General features: G+C 72.7%; 18 protein-coding genes. 8 read left to right on the forward strand and 10 right to left on the reverse strand.

Translation table 11 applies throughout. From position 1 onward, the window contains the following. Positions 1-56: 56 nt before the first annotated feature. On the forward strand, positions 57-437 hold the full coding sequence (locus tag AB0M43_RS34590) for a nucleotide pyrophosphohydrolase (protein WP_363730844.1): 381 nt from the start codon (positions 57-59) through the stop codon (positions 435-437). Positions 438-601: 164 nt separating this feature from the next. Further along, on the forward strand, positions 602-1,147 hold the full coding sequence (locus tag AB0M43_RS34595) for a UTRA domain-containing protein (RefSeq protein ID WP_363730846.1): 546 nt from the start codon (positions 602-604) through the stop codon (positions 1,145-1,147). 125 nt (positions 1,148-1,272) lie between these two features. On the opposite strand, the gene AB0M43_RS34600 is transcribed toward AB0M43_RS34595, so the two are convergent. Both AB0M43_RS34600 and AB0M43_RS34605 read right to left on the reverse strand, forming a co-directional pair. Continuing rightward, positions 1,273-1,506, reverse strand: a complete 234-nt coding sequence (locus AB0M43_RS34600; RefSeq protein ID WP_363730847.1) for an acyl-CoA carboxylase subunit epsilon — start codon at positions 1,504-1,506, stop codon at positions 1,273-1,275. After that, on the reverse strand, positions 1,503-3,080 hold the full coding sequence (locus AB0M43_RS34605; protein WP_363730848.1) for an acyl-CoA carboxylase subunit beta: 1,578 nt from the start codon (positions 3,078-3,080) through the stop codon (positions 1,503-1,505). Before AB0M43_RS34605 ends, AB0M43_RS34600 begins: the two co-directional genes overlap by 4 nt. A 15-nt stretch (positions 3,081-3,095) precedes the next feature. Between AB0M43_RS34605 and AB0M43_RS34610 the strand changes: the two genes are divergently transcribed. Both AB0M43_RS34610 and AB0M43_RS34615 read left to right on the forward strand, forming a co-directional pair. Further along, positions 3,096-3,899 (forward strand): biotin--[acetyl-CoA-carboxylase] ligase, encoded by an 804-nt coding sequence (locus AB0M43_RS34610; RefSeq protein WP_363731155.1) that lies wholly within the window; start codon positions 3,096-3,098, stop codon positions 3,897-3,899. Positions 3,900-3,944: 45 nt separating this feature from the next. Further along, on the forward strand, positions 3,945-4,463 hold the full coding sequence (locus AB0M43_RS34615; RefSeq protein ID WP_363730850.1) for a PH domain-containing protein: 519 nt from the start codon (positions 3,945-3,947) through the stop codon (positions 4,461-4,463). A 72-nt stretch (positions 4,464-4,535) separates the two neighbouring features. Here the strand turns inward: AB0M43_RS34615 and AB0M43_RS34620 are convergent, their stop codons facing one another. The 3 genes from AB0M43_RS34620 to AB0M43_RS34630 form a co-directional block, all read right to left on the reverse strand. Continuing rightward, entirely contained in the window at positions 4,536-5,006 is a 471-nt protein-coding gene (locus tag AB0M43_RS34620) for a GtrA family protein (protein WP_363730853.1), read from the reverse strand. Positions 5,007-5,118: 112 nt separating this feature from the next. Beyond that, on the reverse strand, positions 5,119-5,601 hold the full coding sequence (locus AB0M43_RS34625) for a GtrA family protein (protein ID WP_363730855.1): 483 nt from the start codon (positions 5,599-5,601) through the stop codon (positions 5,119-5,121). A gap of 10 nt (positions 5,602-5,611) precedes the next feature. Beyond that, positions 5,612-8,377 carry a sigma-70 family RNA polymerase sigma factor gene (locus AB0M43_RS34630; RefSeq protein WP_363730857.1) on the reverse strand — a complete coding sequence of 922 codons (2,766 nt, stop codon included), beginning with the start codon at positions 8,375-8,377 and terminating at the stop codon, positions 5,612-5,614. Between the two features lie 148 nt (positions 8,378-8,525). Here AB0M43_RS34630 and AB0M43_RS34635 point away from each other — a divergent pair, with 148 nt between their 5' ends. Both AB0M43_RS34635 and purE read left to right on the forward strand, forming a co-directional pair. Further along, entirely contained in the window at positions 8,526-9,665 is a 1,140-nt protein-coding gene (locus AB0M43_RS34635) for a 5-(carboxyamino)imidazole ribonucleotide synthase (RefSeq protein WP_363730860.1), read from the forward strand. 361 nt (positions 9,666-10,026) lie between these two features. Further along, positions 10,027-10,518: a 5-(carboxyamino)imidazole ribonucleotide mutase gene (purE, locus tag AB0M43_RS34640; protein ID WP_363730862.1), complete on the forward strand. Its 492-nt coding sequence runs from the start codon at positions 10,027-10,029 to the stop codon at positions 10,516-10,518. A 266-nt stretch (positions 10,519-10,784) separates the two neighbouring features. Here purE and AB0M43_RS34645 read toward each other — a convergent pair whose 3' ends face one another. Next, positions 10,785-14,837 (reverse strand): hypothetical protein, encoded by a 4,053-nt coding sequence (locus tag AB0M43_RS34645; RefSeq protein ID WP_363730865.1) that lies wholly within the window; start codon positions 14,835-14,837, stop codon positions 10,785-10,787. A gap of 85 nt (positions 14,838-14,922) precedes the next feature. On the opposite strand from AB0M43_RS34645, the gene AB0M43_RS34650 reads away from it, so the two are divergent. Beyond that, positions 14,923-16,563, forward strand: a complete 1,641-nt coding sequence (locus AB0M43_RS34650) for an extracellular solute-binding protein (RefSeq protein WP_363730868.1) — start codon at positions 14,923-14,925, stop codon at positions 16,561-16,563. A gap of 77 nt (positions 16,564-16,640) precedes the next feature. Here the strand turns inward: AB0M43_RS34650 and AB0M43_RS34655 are convergent, their stop codons facing one another. Beyond that, the gene (locus AB0M43_RS34655) at positions 16,641-18,068 is read right to left on the reverse strand and encodes a UDP-glucose/GDP-mannose dehydrogenase family protein (RefSeq protein WP_363730870.1); all 1,428 of its coding nucleotides are present in this window, start codon (positions 18,066-18,068) and stop codon (positions 16,641-16,643) included. Positions 18,069-18,211: 143 nt separating this feature from the next. Between AB0M43_RS34655 and AB0M43_RS34660 the strand changes: the two genes are divergently transcribed. Next, the gene (locus AB0M43_RS34660; RefSeq protein WP_363730873.1) at positions 18,212-19,369 is read left to right on the forward strand and encodes an acyl-CoA dehydrogenase family protein; all 1,158 of its coding nucleotides are present in this window, start codon (positions 18,212-18,214) and stop codon (positions 19,367-19,369) included. A gap of 351 nt (positions 19,370-19,720) precedes the next feature. On the opposite strand, the gene AB0M43_RS34665 is transcribed toward AB0M43_RS34660, so the two are convergent. The 3 genes from AB0M43_RS34665 to AB0M43_RS34675 form a co-directional block, all read right to left on the reverse strand. After that, entirely contained in the window at positions 19,721-20,335 is a 615-nt protein-coding gene (locus tag AB0M43_RS34665; protein WP_363730876.1) for a phage integrase SAM-like domain-containing protein, read from the reverse strand. 129 nt (positions 20,336-20,464) lie between these two features. Further along, on the reverse strand, positions 20,465-21,151 hold the full coding sequence (locus tag AB0M43_RS34670) for a hypothetical protein (protein ID WP_363730878.1): 687 nt from the start codon (positions 21,149-21,151) through the stop codon (positions 20,465-20,467). Further along, positions 21,148-21,315 carry a helix-turn-helix domain-containing protein gene (locus AB0M43_RS34675; RefSeq protein WP_363730879.1) on the reverse strand — a complete coding sequence of 56 codons (168 nt, stop codon included), beginning with the start codon at positions 21,313-21,315 and terminating at the stop codon, positions 21,148-21,150. Before AB0M43_RS34675 ends, AB0M43_RS34670 begins: the two co-directional genes overlap by 4 nt. Positions 21,316-21,329: the final 14 nt, after the last annotated feature.

The following is a 21,329-nucleotide window of genomic DNA, read 5'->3' on the forward strand; positions in this document are numbered from 1 at the left end:
CCGCTGGAGCGCCGACGGTCGTCCTGCCGCTGTCCGGCCGGCACTAGACTCGGCGGGTGACCCAGAGTGACGAATTGCGCGCCCGGTTGGCGAAGTTCACGGCGGACCGGGACTGGGGACAGTTCCACCGGCCGAAGAACCTGGTCATGGCCCTGGCCGGCGAGGTGGGCGAGCTGCTCGCCGAGTTCCAGTGGCTGACCCCCGAGGAGTCCGACGCCGTGATGGCGGACCCGGAGCACGCTGCGCGGGTCCGTTCCGAGATGGCCGACGTCTTCACGTACCTGTCCCAGTTGGCGATGCGGCTGGACATCGACCTGTACGAGGTCGCGCACGAGAAGATGGACGAGGTCGAGGTCAGGTATCCACCCGGTGTCGTACCCCGCTCGGCGGGGCAGCGGGCCGGCCACGACGGCGGGTCGGACACGAAGTCGGCCTGACCCCGGCGGCGGGCCGGACGCGACCTGGCTCGACCTGGCGATCCCGGACACGACCGGCTCGACCTGGCGGGGCCGGACACGACTCAGCCCGACCTGGCAGGACACGACCCGGCCCGGCCCCGGCGGTGCGGGTCACGTCCACGGAATCGACTGAGGAGCGACAGGTGTCCGGTACCCCTCGATGGTCCGCTTCTTCTCTGCCCTATTTGCTGCCGCGCGCGGCCGGCCAGCCCGACGCGTGGACGGCGGAACTCGCCGACGCCGGGCTGACCGGGTCGCAGCAGCTCACCGAGGTGGCGGAGGTGCGGGCCCCGGCCGATGTCGCGGCGGCTCTGGGGCTGCCGGCCGGCGCGCGGGTGGTGGTGCGGCGGCGGGTGATGCGGGTCGGGGACCGTACCGTCGAGCTGACCGATTCGTACTACCCGGTGCACATCGCCGCTGGTAACCGACTTGCCGAGCACCGGAGGATCCCCGGCGGGGCGGTCACGCTGCTCGCCGCGCTCGGCCACGTCCCGGCGCGGGCGCGCGAGGACGTGACCGCGCGGATGCCCACTCCGGAGGAGCGGGTGGCGCTCGCGCTGGGCGAAGGGGAGCCCGTGCTCGTGCTGTGCCGGCTGCTGCTCGCCGCCGGGGACGTACCCGTCGAGGTGAGTGTCATGACGATGCCGGCGCACGGCCGGCACCTGGGCTACGAGACGGCGCTCGGCTAGCCGACCCGGCCGGCCGACCGGAAACTGCCACCGCCGCCTGGCCGGTCCGCCGCAACGTCGACGGCGAACGCTTGCCGCCGGCAAGGCTGACGGTGAACGCTTCGGCTGGAGGGCCGGTCGCCGGGTCAGCGCGGGAGGGCGCTGGACCGCCAACCCCTCTGCGGCGCCGGCAGGGCGCTCGCCCGCCACGGGGTGAACCCGGCAGGGGCCGGCTCCTCCGCCGCTGACGGGCGCGACGACAACACCGCCACCAGGGCGGCCAGCTCCTCCGGGGTCGGATTCCCCGACACGGTGATCGCCGGCACCGTGACGGCCGGCGCGCCAGCCCCGGCCCCCGGCCCGGCTTCGGTCCCGGTCACAGCGGGATGTTCCCGTGCTTCTTCGGCGGCAGCGTCTCCCGCTTGCCGCGCAGGGTCCGCAGCGCCTTCACCAGCTGAACCCGGGTCGACGACGGCGGGATCACCGAGTCGATGTAGCCGCGCTCGGCCGCCACATACGGGTTCGCCAGCGTCTCCTCGTAGTCCGCGATGAACTGGGCGCGGGCCGCTTCGGGATCGGAAGCCGCCGCCAGTTCGCGCCGGTAGAGGATGTTGACCGCGCCCTGGGCGCCCATGACCGCGATCTGGGCGGTGGGCCAGGCGAAGTTCAGGTCGGCGCCGAGGTGCTTGGAGCCCATGACGTCGTACGCGCCGCCGTAGGCCTTGCGGGTGATGACCGTGAGCTTCGGGACGGTGGCCTCGCCGTACGCGTAGATGAGCTTCGCGCCGCGCCGGATGATGCCGTCCCACTCCTGACCGGTGCCGGGCAGGAAACCCGGAACGTCCACAAAGGTGAGTACCGGGATGTTGAACGCGTCGCAGGTGCGCACGAAGCGCGCGGCCTTCTCGGAGGCGTCGATGTCCAGGCAGCCGGCGAAGTGCATCGGCTGGTTGGCGACGACGCCGACCGGGGCGCCCTCGATCCGGCCGAAGCCGATCAGGATGTTCGGCGCGAACAGCGGCTGGACCTCGCAGAACTCGCCGTCGTCCAGCACGGCCTCGATGACCTTGTGCATGTCGTACGGCTGGTTGGCCGAGTCCGGGATCAGGGTGTCGAGGGTCCGGTCCTCGTCGGTGACGTCCAGGATGGCCGGCGCGTCGAACACGGGGGCCGGGTCCAGGTTGTTCGACGGGAGGTAGGACAGCAGCGTCTTGACGTACTCGACGGCGTCGTCCTCGTCGGTGGCCAGGTAGTGCGCCACGCCCGACTTGGTGTTGTGCGCGCGGGCCCCGCCGAGTTCCTCCATGCCGACGTCCTCGCCGGTGACCGTCTTGATCACGTCGGGGCCGGTGATGAACATGTGCGAGGTCTGGTCGACCATGACCGTGAAGTCGGTGATCGCGGGGGAGTACACCGCGCCGCCCGCGCACGGGCCCATGATCAGGGAGATCTGCGGGATCACCCCGGAGGCCCGGACGTTGCGGAAGAAGATCTCGCCGTACAGGCCCAGGGAGGCGACGCCCTCCTGGATCCGGGCGCCGCCGGAGTCGTTGATGCCGATCACGGGGCAGCCGGTCTTCATCGCCAGGTCCATCACCTTGACGATCTTCTCGCCGAACACCTCGCCGAGGGAGCCGCCGAAGACCGTGAAGTCCTGGGCGAACACGCAGACCGGGCGGCCGTCGACCGTGCCGTAGCCGGTGACGACGCCGTCGCCGTAGGGCCGGTTCTTCTCCTGGCCGAAGTTCGTCGACCGGTGCCGGGCGAACTCGTCCAGCTCCGTGAAGGAGTCCTTGTCCAGCAGGGCGTCGACGCGCTCGCGGGCGGTCTTCTTGCCGCGGGCGTGCTGCTTCTCCACGGCACGGGCGGAGCCGGAGTGCACGGCCTCGTCGTACTTGTGCAGCAGGTCGGCGATCTTGCCGGCGGTCGTGTGGCGGTCGGGCGCATCGGTCACGGACCTGATCCTAGGCTGTTACCCGTGAGTGAATACAAGGAGTTGGAGCGGCCGCCTTTGCGGCAAACGGAGTTAGTTCGGTCACTCCTGCGCCCGGGATCGATCTGGACGAACATCGAGGTACTCCACGAAACGGGCTCCACCAACGCGGACCTCGCCGACCGGGCGCGCGCCGGGGCCCCCGAGGGCACCGTGCTGATCGCCGAGCGGCAGACCGCCGGTCGCGGCCGGCTCGACCGGCAGTGGGAGTCCCCGGCCCGGGCCGGGATCGCGCTGAGCCTGCTGGTCCGGCCCACGGCGCCCGTGGCCCGGTACAGCTGGCTGCCCCTGCTCGCGGGCGTGGCCCTGGTCGAGGCGGTCGGCGTCGGCGGCCTGAAGTGGCCCAACGACCTGCTGATCGAGGGCCGCAAGTGCGCCGGGATCCTCGCCGAGGTGGTCGACGGGGCCGTCGTGATCGGCATCGGGCTCAACGTGTCCCTCCGCGCCGACGAGCTGCCCCGCCCCGACGCCACCTCGCTCGTCCTGGCGGGGGCGCCGCTCACCGACCGGGGGCCGTTGGTGAAGGCGCTGCTGCGGGCCTTCGAGACCCGGTACACGGCCTGGAACGACGCCGGTGGGGATCCGGTGGCCAGCCGGCTGCTCGCGGAGTACTCGGAAAAGTGTGTGACCTTGGGGTTGACCGTGCGTGCGGAGCTTCCCGGCGGGCGCACCCTCACCGGCACCGCCGTGGAGATCGACCGCGACGGCCGGCTGGTACTGGAGCACGACGGCGGACGGATCCCCGTCGCGGCGGGTGACGTGGTGCACGTCAGGACCTAGACTCAGCGCGTCCACGCCGCGACATCACCATTCAGGAGGCTGGCGGTGGCGTTCCCCGATGAGGTTCTCGCCGACGATGAGCAGGTCGTCGTCCACCTGCACCCGCACTGGAAGACCATGGTCCGGCCCGGGTTGGTGTTCCTGCTGGTCGTGGGTGCCCTCGCGTTCGCCGCGGTCGCGCTGCCCGACGAGAGCTGGGCGCACGTCGTCCTGCTGGTGCTCGCGGCCTTCGGGCTGATCGCGCTGCTGGTCTGGGTGCTGGTGCCGTTCCTGCGCTGGCGGACCACGCACTACGTGTTCACCACCCACCGGGTGCTGCTCCGCGACGGCATCCTGTCCCGGCACGGCCGCGACGTGCCGCTGAGTCGGATCAACGACGTGTCGTTCTCGCACAACGTGCTGGAGCGCATCCTCGGCTGCGGCACGCTCGTGGTGGAGTCGGCCGGCGAGAACGGTCAGGTGACCCTGAAGGAGATCCCCAGCGTGGAGCAGGTGCAGAGCACGCTGTACCAGCTGGTGGAGGACGATCACGACCGGCGGACGACCGACGACGACGGGATCTGAGCGGCGGGGGCCGCGTGGTGCGGCCTCCGGGCGTGGGGTGCGGTTCTGAGCGGCGGGGCCGGGTCAGCGGCTCTAGCGCGAGGCCAGCTCGGGCTCGGGCACGACCGGGGCCTGCCGGAACACGAACGTCCGGTAGGCCCAGAACCGGAACATGGTGCTCAGCACCAGGCCGACGACCTGCGCGGCGTTGAAGGCGGCGACGCCGTCGAGACCCAGCGGGTACTTCGTGATCCAGGTGACCAGGGCCGTGATGCCCATGCCGACCGCGTTGAAGAAGAAGAACAGCGCGTACTCCCGGCGGAGCGAGCCGCTCGGGCGGTGCCGGTAGGTCCAGAACCTGTTCATCAGGTACGCGAAGACCGTGGCGATCAGGGAACCGGCCGTGGCCGCCTTGACCTCGCCGTGCTGGAACACGGTGTGCAGCAGCAGGTTCGCCACGCCGAAGCTGACGATCGTGTTGATGACACCGACGACGCCGAACTTGGCGACCTCGCGGGCGAGGCCGTGCCACCGTTCGGGAACCAGCTTGAGGATAGGACGCACCGACCAACCATACGGGGTACTGCCTCGGCGCGGCAGTGACCCGGAGCTGGGAGCTTTGTGAGGATACTCTCCGGAGTCGAGTAATTGTCCTGCGTCACCAAATGTGGGGCGGTTACTCCGCCGCCACGAACACCCAGCGCCGGTACGCGTAGAACCGGAACATCGTGCCCAGGACCAGGCCGAACACGTTCGCCGCGATGAAGTCCGCGATCTCGGTCTCGAACACGTTCGGCCACACCGAGCCGAGCGCCGAGTGGCTCAGCCACAGGCAGCCCAGCGCGATGCCGAGGCCGATCGCGTTGAACAGGAAGTACAGCAGGTACTCCCGGTGCAGGCCCGACTTCGGCCGGTCGCGCCAGGTCCAGAACCGGTTGCCGAGGAAGGCCAGGGTCGCGGCGACGGCCACGGCCAGGGTCTTGGCGGCGTAGGTGTTCCAGCCCAGCGCGAGGCCCGCGGCGTAGATCCCCGAGTCGACGACGAACGTGATCCCGCCCACGACCCCGAACTTGCCCAGCTCGCGCACGAGCCCGGCGAACCGGTCGTAGAGCCGCAGCACGAAGTTCCGCGGCGGGGTGGACGTCAACTCGGTCGACATCGTTGGGATTCTACCGGTTGACGCTCACCGCCAGCAGTCCGAGCTCCATCGGGTCCTCCCCGGGCCGCAGGGTGACAACGGACGCGCCGGACAGACCGGTCTCGAAGTGCGCCGCGTCCACGCCGTAGGTGCGCCAGTCGTACCCCTCCAGGGCGGTCGCGGAGCGGCTGTGGCCCACGTTGTCGGCGAGCAGTGTCCCGCCGAGGGACAGGGTGTCCTCCTCCAGCGGGGCGTCGCCGTCCCAGAGCAGCAGGTCCGCGCTGACCCTGGTGCCGGCCACCCGGACACTCAGCGGGCCGTGCCGCAGGGCCGTCGGGCCCTGGTAGACGGCGACGTCGCGGAGCGGGCCGGGCGACTCGTAGACCACGGCGAGACCCCAGCCGGCGTACTCGCCGACGCCGGTGGGCAGGCCGCTCGCCGACACCCAGACGGTCCCGGCGCGCACCAGGTCGGTGACCTCGGCATACGCCTGGCCGAGCTTGCGGGACCCGTTCTGCACGGTGCTCCGGCCGTCGGCGGTGACCGTGCTGCCGTTCAGCTGGACCGAGTACGGGGCGGCGCGTTGGGAGGTGGCCCAGTACAGGCCCGCCCAGCGGATCTTCGCGCCCGCCGGGATGGTCAGCCGGGCCCCGCTGGAACCCTGCTCGGGGCCGGCGGGCGCGCCGGGTGCCCGGTACGGGGCCATCACCGCGTCCTGGTTGTCCTCGGCCGTCGTCCGGCACCACGGGCGCGGGGTGCAGGACAGCAGCGTGTTGCCGGCCAGGGCGACGGCGGACGGGGTGCCGGCGACCGCGTACCCGACCCGGGTGCCCGTGGGGGCCACCGCGACCCGCACGTCGGCCTGGCCGCGCCGGCCGAGACCGGTTACCGACAGTTTGACCGGGTAGAAGCCCGAGGCGTCGGCGGTGACGGTGAGCTTGACCCGGGCGGTGCTGGACGCGCCGGGGGCCAGTGGGGGCCTGGTACACGTGATGGTGGTGGTTTTGGTGCAGGTCCAGCCTTCGCCGGCGTCGGGGGCGGTGAGGGTGAACTGGGGTGGCAGGTCGAGGGTGAGGGTGACCGGGGTGACGGGCGGGGGGGCCTCGGCGTTCTCGATGGGGGGCGCGGCGGAGCCGGCGCCGGAGCCGCTGCCGGGTTCGGTGGGGATGAGGGCGCGGGTTGGCGCGGGGTGCAGTTGGGGCGACGGGAGGCCGGAGTCGCTGCCCGGTTCCGTGGGGACCAGGGGGCTGGCCGGCGGGTTGATGTCGGGCGTGCGGGCCGACGCGGGGTGCGGCGGGGTCGGCTCTCGGTCGTCGGTGCCCTCCGGGCCGAAGGCGCGGATCCGTTCGCGATCGGCCCGGTCGGATCCGGTGGATCCGGTGGCGAACAGGCGAGACCGTTCGCGGTCAGCCCGGTCAGCCCGGTCAGCCCGGTCAGCCGGGTCAGCCCGGTCGGATCCGGTGGCGGCGATCGGGAACCCCGGGGCCGCCCCGGCCGGAGCCGGGACCGCAGCGGCCTCGGTGACCGGCCCCGACTCACCACGGGGTTCCGTGACGTCACGGATGTCCATGTTGATCGACCGGGCCGCGACGCCCGCCGGCCGAGGGTCCCGGACGGTGACCGGCAACTCGCCCGGCCCACCCGCAGACAACCCGCCGCCGTCCAGCGCGGGCGCCACCTCGAAGTCCCCGGGCACCGGAACCGGCGCGGGGGCCGGGGCGGGCGGGGTCGGGCGCGGTGGCGCGGGGGTCGACTCGACCGGCGGGGGTGGTTCCGCGGGCGGCGGCGGCACGACCACCGGCGGGGGCGGTACCACGACGGGCTGCGGCACGGTCGGCGCGAGGGCCGCGTCCGGTGGCGGCTTCTGGTCGCCGGAGACCAGGATCAGCACCAGCACGGCGGCCACCACGGCCGTCGCCCCGCCGCCGATGGCCAGGTTGCGGGTCCCGAGCCGGCGCACCCAGCCGACCAGGGCGAACCAGTGCGCGGCGATCCAACCCCCGACCATGATCTTGGTACCGCCGGCGCTCAGCCCCAGGTACCCGACCGTCGCCCCGCCCAGCACCACGGGCCCGATGACGACCCGGATACTGGAGTTGATCTCCATGAGTTCGACGTGCCGGAGCTTGCAGCCGGCGCACCCGCCCAGGTGCCGCTGCACCTTGTCGGAGTCCCGGCCGGCCAGTCCGCCGCGCACGTACGCGCCGAGCCGCTCCGCCGCCCAGTGGCACTCGGTGGGGCTCTCGGCTAAGTGTTCCTGGAGGTAGATCTGCTTGAGCCGCTCCCGGGCCCGGTACGCCAGCGCGGACACCCCGTTGGGGGTGAGCCCGAGCAGCGGGGCGACCTGAGCGGGGGACTCGCCCTCGACCTCGGTGTGCCAGAGGACCATCCGCCAGCGTTCGGGCAGCTTGGCGAAGGCGCGCGCGGCGTACGTCTGCTCGGCCCGGGTCACCACCGGGTCCTCGAACGTCTCACCGTGGTCGATGACGGCCATGTCGTCGGTGAGGAGCAGTTTCTTGTCGCGGCGGGCACGGTCGTAGCAGACGTGCCGGAGGCTGGTCAGCAGGTACGCCCGGAACGCGTCCTTGGGGCCACCGCCCCGGCGCAGCGCGGCGAGTACCTTCGCGAACGCCTCGGCGACGAGGTCCTCGGCGTCGGCGGTGTCGCGGACGAGCACCCGGGCGAGCCGGCGGGCGGCTCCCACGTGGCGGCTGTAGAGGTTGCTGTAGGCGGCGGCGTCACCCTTGCGGGCCGCGACGATGAGTTCCGCGTCGCTGACCGGAGTATCGACAGTCATGGTTAACTTTCGGCTCGGGGTCCGACCACACAACGCGACACTGGGACTACGGGATATGCCTCTGTCTAATTAGTCCCAAATGTCGACACGGCCGTCCGGGTGCCCCACCGGACGCCCCCCGAACGGCCACCGCCTACGCTGAGCAGCGATGGACGCGCGAACAGGACTCCCCGTGGTCGGCATGGTGGGCGGTGGCCAGTTGGCCCGCATGACCCACCAGGCGGCGATCGCCCTTGGTCAGTCACTCAAGGTGCTGGCGGCGGCACCCGACGACGGGGCCGCCCTCGTCGCCCCCGACACCGAGATCGGCCAGCACACCGACCTCGACGCCCTGCGCCGGTTCGCCAAGGGCTGCGACGTGGTGACGTTCGACCACGAGCACGTGCCCACGGAGTACATCCGGACGCTGGCCGCCGAGGGCGTCAAGGTCTTCCCCGGGGCCGACGCCCTGATCGCCGCCCAGGACAAGCAGGTGATGCGCGAGCGGCTCACCGCCCTGGGCGCGCCGATCCCGCTGTGGGCCCCCGTCGGCACGCTGGCCGACCTGACCGACTTCGCCCAGGGCGAGACCGTGATCGTGAAAACCGCCCGAGGGGGGTACGACGGCCGCGGCGTCTTCGTGGTCTCCGACCCCGCCGAGGTCGCGCCCATGATCGACGCGGGTACCCGGCTGATCGTCGAGGAGAAGGTCGACCTCGTCCGCGAGCTGTCCGCGCTGGTCGCGCGCTCGCCGTTCGGCCAGGTCGCCGCGTACCCCGTCGTGGAGACCGTGCAGCGCGACGGCATCTGCGTGGAGGTCATCGCCCCCGCCCCGGACCTGTCCGCCGAGCGCGCCCTGGAGGCCCAGCAGCTCGCCATCCGGATCGCCACCGAACTGGGCGTCGTCGGCCTGCTCGCCGTCGAACTGTTCGAGACCCCCACCGGCCTCGTCGTCAACGAACTCGCCATGCGCCCGCACAACTCCGGGCACTGGACCATCGAGGGCGCCCGGACCTCCCAGTTCGAACAGCACCTGCGCGCCGTCCTCGACTACCCGATGGGCGACACCACGCTCACCGCGCCGTGGGTCGTGATGGCCAACGTGCTCGGCGGCCCCGACGGCGGGATCTCCGTCGACGAGCGCATCCACCACCTGTTCGCCGAGGACCCCGCCGTCAAGATCCACCTGTACGGCAAGAAGGTCCGGCCCGGCCGCAAGATCGGACACGTGACCGCCTTCGGCTCCGACCTCGCCGACGTACGGGCCCGGGCCCGGCGCGCGGCACAGTGGCTGGAAGAGGGCAGATGAGCCCGGCGGCGGCGCGCGGACCACAGGCCGGCCGGGTAACCCGGCCCCTGACGTCCGCGGCCGTCGCACACCCGAGCGCCTCATGTCCCGCACCGACGCCGCTCCGCGCGGCCGGGACGCGATTCGGCGAGTTCCACGTCGATATGGCCGGCCCGGATCATGCCGTGGCCGTGGATGGGGCGCACGAGCGCTGGGCGGACCTGGGCGGCGCCTACCTGACCGTCGGCATCGCGACCGGGTCGGACCGCGTCGTGATCCGGGCGAGACGCACGAGCACCAGGGGGCAGGTGGATCCGCAACGGCGCGGGGTCCGCTGGCCCTCGCGAAACACCACGGCCCCGGCGGGGCATAGGGGGACACAGTGACTTCTGTTGGCGTGATCATGGGCAGCGACTCCGACTGGCCCACGATGAAGGCGGCCGGTGAGGCTCTCGACGAGTTCGGCGTCGGCTACGAGGTCTCCGTCGTGTCCGCGCACCGGACCCCCGACAAGATGCTCAGCTACGCCCGCGAGGCCGCCGACCGGGGCATCCGGGTCATCATCGCCGGGGCGGGCGGCGCGGCCCACCTGCCGGGCATGGTCGCGTCGCTGACCCCGCTGCCGGTGATCGGCGTACCCGTCCCGCTCCGGCACCTCGACGGCATGGACTCCCTGCTCTCGATCGTGCAGATGCCCGCCGGCATCCCGGTGGCCACCGTGTCGATCGGCAACGCCCGCAACGCCGGCCTGCTCGCGGTGCGGATCCTGGCCGTCGCGGACCCGACCCTGCTGAAGAAGATGCAGGACTTCCAGGTCGAGCTGCGCGAACTCGTGGAACGCAAGGACGCCGCTCTCCGCCAGTCCCTGCTCTAACGGCTCGGGCGGGCCAAGCCCGCCGGGGCTTCGATGCCCGGCCGGGCGGTCTCGCGTTCAACGCCCGGTTCGGCCGTCCCAAGTTCCGAGCCCCGGGGCCCACACATTTCCGCGCTCCTGGCCGGGCGGCGTCGCCACCTGACCGAGCCCGGAACACCGGGAGTCGCCGAACCCGGTGCGGTGGTGCCGGGCCGCACGGTGCGGGCCGGGTCGGGCAGTTCCGTCCGCCGGGTGCGGCACCCTCCGGAGAGAGCGCCGCACCGGGCTCACCGGAACGACGTGTACGTCTCCCGCAGCCTGCGCAGGTCCCGCCGCCGCTTCTCGTACGTCGCCCCGAACGCGATCAGCAGCACCCCGCCCAGCGCGAGCGGGATCCACTTCGGAGCCCAGCCCCAGATCAGGGTCAGCTCGTGCAGCGCGAGGACCAGCAGCGTGCCCGCGCCGATCACCAGTGGCGCGCGCAACCGGGCCCGGGCGCCGAACACGACGACGACCACGGCGGCGGCCCCGAGCGCGACCCGGCGGACCACCGAGGCGTCCGGCGGCAGGGACCAGGCCAGCGAGGGCAGCAGCGCGCCGAGCAGTCCGGGGCCGTACCCGATCCAGCTGCGCAGTTCCGGGCGTTTGCGGGCGGTCCACACGCCGAGGCCGAGGACGGCCAGCGCGGGCGGCAGCGTGTACGCCTCCGGCGTCCCCACCCGGGCGGCCCCCAGCAGCAGCCACCAGGCGAGGGTCTCGCTGAGCACGGCGGCCAGCGCGTACGCCCGGCCCCGGTCCCGGCGGAGCGCCGCCACGCCGAGCGCGGCCCCCCAGACGGCGCACCCGATCGCGGCGGACCGCAGCGTGGGCAGGCCGGCCACGGCGATCACGGCCCCGGCCCAGCCGAACACCTCGGGCAGCACGGCCAACTCCGGCCGCGCCGGCCCGGACAGCCTGGCTGCCAGTGCCGCGATCCCGAACAGTGCCACAGCGGCGCCGAGCAGCGAATACCCCTGCCACAGCCGCCCGGCGTCGGCCGCCGCGCACGCCACCGGCGGCAGCGCCAGGAACGCCACCGACCCGATCACCCACCCGGCGGCCCGACCCGCCACGGACCGCCCGCCGAGCACCGCCACGGCACCGGCCACGAGCAGGGCCCCGAGCGCGGACAACGTCCCGGCCCGGGTCGCCAGCAGGCTCGCCGCCCCGGCCCCGGTCGCGAGTGCCGCGACGACGACCAGTACGGCCGCGACGCCGTCGAACCGTTCGACCCGCAGCGCGGCGTACGACGCGCACCCGAGGCCCAGCGCGAGGGCGACCACCGCCGCGACCGGCCACGGCGTTTCGAGCGCCACCGGGGCCGTCAGGACCACCAGGGCGCCCAAGGGCAGCCCGAGGGCCGTGAGCGCCCGCCTGCCGAGCAGTCCGTACCCGGCCAGGGTCGTCGCCACGGCCACCGCCCCGAGCACGTACAGGTCCCGGGGGCCGACGCCCGTGCCGGGCGACACCGGCCCCTGCCACACCTCGCGCAGCTGCGCCCAGGGCCCGAACAGGGTGAGGGCCAGCGCCGGCAGGGTGCCGCCCGCCGCCCAGACCAGCGGGACGGCCGGCCGGAGGAGCAGCCACGGGTTGCGGACCGGCGGCAGCAGGCTCGCGGCGACGCTGAGGACGGCGGCGTAGGCGGCGTACAGCGTGGTCGGCTCGTCGGTGAAGACGGTGGCGAAGGTGACCGCGGTGCTGCCCACGGCGACGGCGATGGCGGCGGCCCGCACGTGGGGGGTGCCGCGCAGCGCGAACGCCCCGCCCAGGGCCACGGTCGCGGCGGCCAGGCCCGCGAGGCCCGCCCACCGGTCGGAGCTGCCGGCCGCGTGCGCGGTGACGGCGGCGAAACCGGGCAGGGTGCTCAGGGCGACACCGCAGGCCAGGGGCCCGACGAGCGGGGTCTTGAAGCCCAGGGCGGCGACGACCGCGGTGGTCACCACGACCCCGGCGAGGGCGGCGGCGGTCGCGGTCGGGGTACCCAGGCAGACGGCCACGGCGTGCAGGCCCAGCGGGACCGCGCCGAGCAGCCACAGCGGCTGGCGGAGCGCGCGCAGGCCGAGGCCGCCCGCCGCGAGCCCGGTGACGGCCGGCACCGTCCAGTAGGGAGCGCCGAGGACGGCCGGGGCGCACAGGGCCACCAGCGCGCCGCCGACGAGGAGCGAGTCCCGCCACCTGCTGACGACCAGCACGGCCGCCGTGCTGACGGCGAGCGCGGCCGGCAACTGCCAGTCGAGAGTACCCAGATCAAGGACTTTTGCCTGGTACGAGCCTGGAGCGCCCCGCCACACCGGCCACACCCCGACGATGGCGGCGGCGCCGGTGTACAGGGCCGAGGCGACCGTGGCGAGCCCCGCCGCGCCGGCGCCGACCCCGGTCGCGACCAGGGCTCCGGTGCGCGCCGGCCGGGGCAGCCGACCGGCCGCGAGCAGCAGGAGCGCGGCGACGGTGACGACGCCGATCAGCCGGTGGTCGGGCAGCCCGACCCAGATCAGCCGCGCGGCCACGACCACGACGGGTGCGGCCGCCAGCCCGGCGAACACGCCCCGCGCGACCCCCCGCCCGGCGAGGGTCGCGGCGGCGAGCACGGCCGCCACGGCGAGCCCGGCCCCCGCGCCCCGCAGCGTGCCGGTGGTGTCCCCGAACAGCAGCGGCGGCAGCGCGAACAGGCCGCCCAGGGTGAGCGCGAACCCACCGAGCCCGGCGGCGCACCAGCGCACCAGCCCCGGGAACCCACTTGCCCCGACTCCCGCGCTGGGCCCGGCCCCGCTTCCTGTGCCGGCCCCGGATTGTGTGCCAGCAATGGCATCCGTGCCGACTCCGGCGCCCGGTCCGGCCTGTGCCCCTACGCCGACCCGGCCTCCGGCGCCCGGGTCGGCCCCGGCCCCGGCTTGTGCGTTGGCCCCGGCCCTGGTTCCCGTGCCGGCCTCGGCTTGGGTGCTGCCCCCGAATCCGGTTCCAGCGCCGGCTCCAGCTCCCGGGCCGGCCCAGGTTCCGGCTGCTGGGCTGGATCCCTGTGCCCCGGTGGAGCCGAACAGGGGCCAGGCTACGGCCAGGTTGATGGCGGCGGTGAGGGTGAACGCGAGGGACCAGCCGGCGGCCGGCGCGTGCAGCTGGCCGGCGAGGAGCGGCGCGATCGGCTGGACGGCGAGCAGCGTGGCGATGGCGGGGGCGCGGAGCCGGGTGGCCGCCGCGTAGGCACCGGCGGCGCAGGCGGTCAGGGCGAACACTCCGGCCGCGTACCCGGCGGGGGGCCAGGGGGTGAAGCCGGCGATCCGGGCCGCGTACCCGTCGAGGGGTATCAACAGGAGTCCTACCGAGGCCAGGGTCTCAGCGGTGGCGGTGAGCTGGCGGCGGGCCAGCGGGACCGGCGCGATCAGGAACAGGGCCGTGACCCAGGCGAGCAGCAGCGCCCGCCCGGCCAGCCCGAACGTGCTCCACGCGACGACGACGAACACGATCGCCGCGATGCCGAGCAGGACCCCGCCGAGGATGAGCAGCACGTTCTGCGCGGAGACGGCCTTGACGGCGCCGGGCGCGACGGGCTGCGCGCCGGGCGCGCCGGGCCAACCGGGCTGGCCGAGGTGTCCGGGCTGGCCGGGCTGGCCGGGCTGGCCGGGCTGGCCGGGCTGGCCGGGCTGGCCGGGCTGGCCGGGGTGCCCGTGCGGACCGGCCGGTCCGAAGCCGCCGGGCCGACCGGTGACCGGACCCTGCCCGGGACCGCCGGCACCGGGACCGCCGAGGCCGAACGCCGGAGCCGTGCCCGGGCCGGTGACCGGGACCTCTCCGAAGCCGGGAGCCGCACCCGTGCCGGGCACGGTGCCGGAGCCCGGAGCCGTGCCGGAAACGGAGCCCGCACCACTGTCCGGCGCGGTGAAGGGACTGGTGCCCGGCCCGGTCGCGGGCTGAGTGCCAGAACCGGGAACCGGCACGCCGCCCGAACCCGGAACAGGCACGCCACCCGCCCCGGGAACAGGCACAACACCCGACCCGGGAACCGGATACGCCCCCGGCGCCGGCAGCGCCCCGGGCGCCCACGACCGCGCCCCCCGCTGCTCCGCCACCTGTCGGATCTTGAGCTGATGCAACAGCCGGGTATGCCGCTCCACCGCCGCGTTCCGTTCGGCCACCGCCCCGCCCAGCCGCCCCTGGAGATCGGCGATGGTCGCCGCGAGCCCTCGGATCCGGCCCGTCAGCTCGGTCAACTCCACGGCGAGCGGGTCGGCGGGGCGGCCGCAACCGGGGCAGCCGGCCACGCTGTCGGCCTCGGTGCCGCAACCTGGGCAGGGATAGGTACTCACCGGTTCATCGTCGTCTATCGGCGCAACCATTACGTCCACCATTCGGGCGTGGTGAACACAACGGGCACCTTGTTAATTTGAGGCGGTGACTTTAGCCCTCGAACTGCCGTCCGGCGACGTGCTCGCCCTTCTGGGGCTTTTGGTCACCATCGCCGCCGCCTTCATCGCGTACGTGCAGCTGAGGCGCACGCCCGCCGTGCCGAAATCCGCCGAGCAGGCCGACCTCGTGCACGCGTGGTGGGAGTCCTCCGCCGGGGGGGTCGGCGCGCGGGTGTTCGTCGGCAACACGTCCGAGCTGCCGATCTACCTGCCGAACGTCACCGTCAGCCACCGCCTGCACGGCTGGACGGAGAAGCATTCCTGGCCGAGTGTCGCCGGCGGGGCCCGGGTCAGCGCGCCGGTCCGGTCCTCGGTGAACCGGCTGGTGCCCGGCGAGCCCCGGCCCAGGTCCGACGACTACCGGGTCCGGGTGCTGTTCAAGGACGACCGGGACCGGTTCTGGCTGCGGGAGCAGGGCCGGCTGGAGCGGCTGAAGCCCGAGCTGGTGGTGTGGGCGGAGCGGCGCAGGGTGGAGGTGCTCCGGGCGCGGATCGAGCTGGACTTCAGCGGGATGTACGGCATCGAGGTCCGGTTCGAGAGCGGCTCGCCGGGCGGCAGGTTCGACGAGAACGTGGAGCAGTTGGCCGCGCAGTTCGAGGCCGCCGCGAGGGCCGGGCGCACGCCGGACGTGCTGGTCGGGCCGCACGACTGGCTGGGCCGGCTCGCCGGTCGGGGCCTGGTCGAGCCGATCGTGCTGACCGGCGAGCAGCGGAGCCGGTTCTCGGCCACGGCGCTCGCGGCGATGACCCACAACGGCGTGCTGTACGGGGTGCCGACGGACTTCGACACCGCCGTCCTGCTCCGCAACACCGACCTCGCCCCGGACGCGCCGGCCACTGTGGAGGAACTCCTCGCGCACGCCCGGAGCATCAACTCCGAGGTGCCCCTTGCCTTGCAGGTCGGCCCGGACGGCGACCCGTACCACGTGTGGCCGTTGGTCTCCAGCGCCGGCGCGGCCCTGTTCGGCCAGCACCCGGACGGCTCCTGGGACCCGTCGAAGGTGATGCCGGGCGACTGGCGGGGCGCGCTGGCCCGGCTGCGGGCCCTCGGCGACCGGGGCGAGCAGGTGCTGCGCAACACCGTGGACCGGGACCGGGCGATGCGGATGTTCGTGGAACGCCGGACCCCGTACCTGGTCTGCGCGTCCCGCAGCCTCAACGACGTGGACGAGGTCAACCGGGACCTGCCCTCCGACCGGCAGCTCCGGATCGGCGCGTCCCCGGTGCCCGGGTTCGCCAACGGCGCGCCGGCCCGCCCGTTCACCTCGGTGTACGGGGTGTACGTGCCGAAGGCCGCGCCCAACAAGGCACTCGCGGTCGACCTGGTGGGGGAGTACCTGGCCCGGGAGGACGTCGGGCTCACCCTGGCGGCCCTGGAACGCCGCCCGCCGGTGCTGCGCTCGGCCCTGGACACCTTCCGGCCGGACGACCCGGTCCGGGTGTACATCGAGGAGTGCCACCGGGGGCTGGTGATGCCGGCGTTCCCGTTCATGAAGGACGTCTGGCTGGCCGTCGGGGAGGCGGAGCGCAAGGCCATCGCCGGGGCCGCCCCGGTGAAGTTGGCCGACATCCTCCGGCGCGACGTGACCCGCCACGCCCGCCAGGTCCGGCACACGGGCACCAAGTAGCAGAAGAAGCCGCACCGCGCCGGTACCCGTCGAAAAAGGGGTGTCCCCGTGACGGGAACACCCCTTTCCGTGGAAAACTACGGCCGGCCCATGCCCCGGTAGTCCCAGCCCGCGGCCCGCCACTGGGCGGCGTCGAGGCAGTTCTTCCCGTCGATCACCTTGCGGCTCGCGGCGAGCGCGCCCAGGCTCTCCGGGTCGGCGTTGCGGAACTCGGCCCACTCGGTGAGCACGCACACCAGGTCGGCGTCGGTGACGGCCGCGTGCAGGTTCTCCGCGTACTCCACGTCGGGGAGGGCCTTGCGCGCGTTGTCCATGCCCTGCGGGTCGAACACGACGACCCGCGCGCCGGTCTTGTTCAGCATCGCGGCGACGGCCAGCGAGGGCGCGTCGCGGATGTCGTCGGTGTTGGCCTTGAACGTGGCCCCGAGCACCGCGACCTTGAGGCCGGTCAGGTTCGGGCCGGCGGGACCGGCGGGGCGGCCCAGCAGGTCGGCGGCCAGGGCGACGACCCGGGTCCGGCGGCGCAGGTTGATCAGGTCGACCTCGTGCAGGAAGCGCAGCGCCTCGCCGGCCCCCAGCTCCTGGGCGCGGGCCTGGAACGCCCGGATGTCCTTGGGCAGGCAGCCGCCGCCGAAGCCGAGGCCGGCCTGGAGGAACTTGTTCCCGATCCGCGGGTCGTGGCCGATCGCGCGGGCCAGGTGGGTCACGTCGGCCCCGGACACCTCGCAGACCTCGGCCATCGCGTTGATGAACGAGATCTTGGTGGCGAGGAACGCGTTCGCGGCGACCTTGACCAGCTCGGCGGTCGCGAAGTCGGTGGTGACCACCGGCACCTCGCGGTCCTCGGTGGCGGCCAGGTCGAAGACGCCCTTGTGCGCCGCGTACAGCATCGCGTCGGCCCACTCGGTCTTCACGCCGACGACGATCCGGTTCGGCCGGAGCACGTCCTCGACGGCGAAGCCCTCCTGGAGGAACTCCGGGCTCCAGGCGACCTCGACCTCGGAGGTCTCCGGCGCGGACTTGGCGACCAGCTCCTCGACCCAGGTGGCCGTACCGACCGGAACTGTCGACTTACCGACAATCAGCGCCTTACGGTTCAGGAACGGGGCGATTCCGGTCACGGCCGACTCGATGTACGACAGGTCCGCGCCCAGACCGCCCGCGCGCTGCGGGGTGCCGACGCAGATGAAGTGCACGTCACCGAACTCGGCGGTCTCCTCGTAGCTGGTGGAGAAGCGCAGCCGGCCCGAGGCCAGGTTCTTCCGGAGCAGCTCGTCCAGGCCGGGCTCGTGGAACGGCACCTTACCGTCGCTGAGCTTGGCGATCTTGTCCTCGTCGACGTCGAAGCCGATCACCTCGTAGCCGAGTTCGGCGTAGCAGACGGCGTAGGTCGCGCCGAGGTAACCCGTACCGAGGAAGGTCAGGCGGGGGCGCGGGGCGCCCGAAGGTGGTGTTACCTGGGCCTGCGGCGGAACGCTCGGGCTGCTGAGGTAAGGGACAGTCACGCCTTTTCTCCATTTCGCAGGCTGGCTATCCCGGTGAGAATAGTCGGTGAGGATGGGGAGTCGCCTAGCACTGATGGTTACCCGTCAGTATCCTCACATACGACAGGCCCGATCTGAACGGGCGTTCAGGAGGAGGAGCCGCGGTGGCGGACTTTGACGTGTACCAACTTCCCGAGGAGCACCGGGCGATCCGGGACGCCGTGCGCGAGGTCTGCGCCGCGCGGGTCGCCCCGCACGCCGCCTCGGCCGACGCGAACAGCGAGTTCCCCAAGGCCTCCTACGACGCGCTGCGCGCCAGCGACTTCCACGCCCCGCACATCCCCGTCGAGTTCGGCGGCGCGGGCGCGGACGCCCTGGCCACGGCCATCGTGATCGAGGAGGTCGCCCGGGTCTGCGCGTCCTCCTCACTGATCCCGGCCGTCAACAAGCTCGGCACCCTGCCGCTGCTGCTGGCGGGTTCGAAGGAGCTCCAGGCGAAGTACCTGACGCCGGTCGCCGCCGGGGACGCCATGTTCTCCTACTGCCTGTCCGAGCCCGAGGCCGGCAGCGACGCGGTCTCCATGAAGACCCGCGCCGTGCGCGACGGGGACCACTGGGTGCTCAACGGCGCGAAGCGGTGGATCACCAACGCGGGCGTGTCGGAGTACTACACGGTGTTCGCCGTGACCGATCCCACCCAACGCTCGAAGGGCATCTCCGCCTTCGTGGTCGAAAAGAGCGACGAGGGGGTCAGTTTCGGCGCGCCGGAGAAGAAACTCGGCATCAAGGGCTCCCCGACCCGCGAGGTCTATTTCGACAACGTCCGGATCCCGCTCGACCGGATGATCGGCGAGGAGGGCACCGGCTTCGGTACCGCGATGCGCACCCTCGACCACACCCGGGTCACCATCGCCGCCCAGGCCGTGGGGATCGCCCAGGGCGCGCTGGACCACGCGGCGGCGTACGTCAAGGAGCGCAAGCAGTTCGGCAAGGCCATCGCGGAGTTCCAGGGCATCCAGTTCATGCTCGCGGACATGGCGATGAAGCTGACCGCCGCGCGCGAGATGACCTACGTGGCGGCGGCCAAGTCCGAGCGGGGGGACGCCGACCTGACGTTCTTCGGCGCGGCGGCCAAGTGCTTCGCCTCGGACGCGGCCATGGAGATCACGACGGACGCGGTGCAGCTGCTGGGGGGCTACGGGTACACCGTCGACTTCCCGCTGGAGCGGATGATGCGCGACGCGAAGATCACGCAGATCTACGAGGGCACCAACCAGGTGCAGCGGATCGTGATGGCAAGGCAGCTGCTCAAGGGCTTGTAGGGGCATGTTTTCCCAGCTAGATGGCACTATCGAGCCGTTTTGGATCTTGAATTTGCCTTGACTTGATCTTGCCTGGTTTCGGTTGTCATCCTGGGGAAATCCTGGGCTCGTGGATCAATAATGTACATATATCGATTGTTGGGTTGAAGGGCGCGGGCTCGGCCGGGAGGCTGGCTGGATCAGATGTTCGTCCTGGTGAGGTGGCCTGTGGCCGGCCGTGGTGACCGGGATGCCCATCCCGGCGAAGCTGTGCTTGAAGCCCTGTGGACATAGAAAAGCGCCCGGACTGGCAGGCGACGGGAGTTCGTCGCGAGCTGGTCCGGGCGCTGTTTTGCGTTCCGGGGTCGTGCCCTAGTGGGCGGCAGAACTGGGGTTGAGGTGTCGAAGGTAGGCGGTGAGTTCTTCGGCGGTGGCGGAGCTGTGGAGGATCTGCCGGAGTTCGGCGAGTGGCCGGTGTCGGCGGTGGTGGGCCGGCGGGGTGGTGCTCGGCGGGGTCAGGCGGGTGAGGGCGGTGGCGCGTTGGGTGCGGGGTACGCGGGGCGGGGCGACCTTGGTGCACGGATTGGCGGCGATGATCTTGTTGTCTGCCGCCCAGTCGAGAGCTGCTCGTAGGACGCAGAAGTTCCGGCGGATCGTGGCGGGGCTGTAGCGGCGTTCGGTGTCGAGCCAGGTCAACCAGGCTCGGATCTGGCGGGGGCGTAGGTCGTCGGCCAGGATGGGCCCGAGCCGGGGGTCGATGAGTTCGTGGATGAGATGGTCGACGCGCTTGCGGGTGGCGCTGGCCCAGGCCCGCTGTGATGCCCAGTCGTGCAGGACGGTGCTCACGGACGAGGATTTCGGTGCCTGCGGCCGGGTGGCGCGGAAGGCGTCGGCGGTGGTACTGAAGGCGCGTCGGTGTCGGGCGCCGGTCTGGTTCCAGGTGACGTGGAAGCGTTCGGGGCGGGCGGTGGTCGTGAGCGTGCTCATGCGGGGTCTCCTTCGATTGTTCGGTTTGTGAGCGGGGCGTGCGGAAGCTGCCCCGTCGGCGTCATGCCGGGGCGCGGACTGGATCGGGTATGCGGCCTGGGCGGGAGGTCGCGAGGACGTGAGGCGCGTCTACAGCGGGCGGGGGCCGTGGTGTAGGTCAACGGGGCCGAGGATGGTCGGGTACCAGGACCACATCCGTCGTCCGCGATGGGCGCGGTGGCGCAGGGTCTGGAACGCCGACCAGGCGGCGATGTCGGCCATCTGGACCCATTGGTCGGCGGCGGCGTGCCGGAACACGGGCGCTTCGATGAGGTGCCGGCCTGGCGGGAGGGTCTGGTGGGCGGCGCGGTAGGAGGTGTCGCTGCCGTCGCCGTCCATGAACACGATCCCGGTCTGCCCGGTGGCGCGCAGGTCGGCGTCGAGGGCGTGTACGAGCGTCTCGTAGAGGCCCTTCTTGGCCGTAGCGTGCCCCGCGGCGCCGGCCCGGCGGTAGACGGTGGCGACGGCGACCTCGGGGATCGCGGCGACCACTTCGAGAGCTTCGCGGATGACGTCGACGCCGAGTGCTGCGACATCCCAGTTGGGGTCAAGTGAAGGGCTGCGTCGACCCGACGCCAGTTCGGTGGCGTGCAGCCGGGCGTGGGCCGGGATCGCGTGGCGTTCGGCCAGTTCGGCGCGGAATGTCGACCAGGCTTGCTCGGCGTCGACCCAGGCGGCCGGATGGAGCTGGAGCCACGTGAAGCTGGCGATGCCGGAGGCGGCGGAGCCAGAGTCGTCCATGTAGTGCAGGCGGAACCCTGCGACCGTGGTGTTCATCGGTCGGCGCACTGCGACTCAAGCCACGCGTCGACCTCGGCGGGCCGGTAGCGGCAGTACTTGCCGACCTTGTACCGACGGGGGCCGGTGCCCTTGTGGTTGAGGAAGTACAGCGTCTGCGGCTCGACGCCCAGGTAGGTGGCCGTCTCCTCGTGGGTCCACATCCGGTCTCGTGCTA

Source organism: Longispora sp. NPDC051575 (assembly GCF_040681875.1).
In the GTDB taxonomy this organism is placed as follows: Bacteria; Actinomycetota; Actinomycetes; order Mycobacteriales; family Micromonosporaceae; genus Longispora.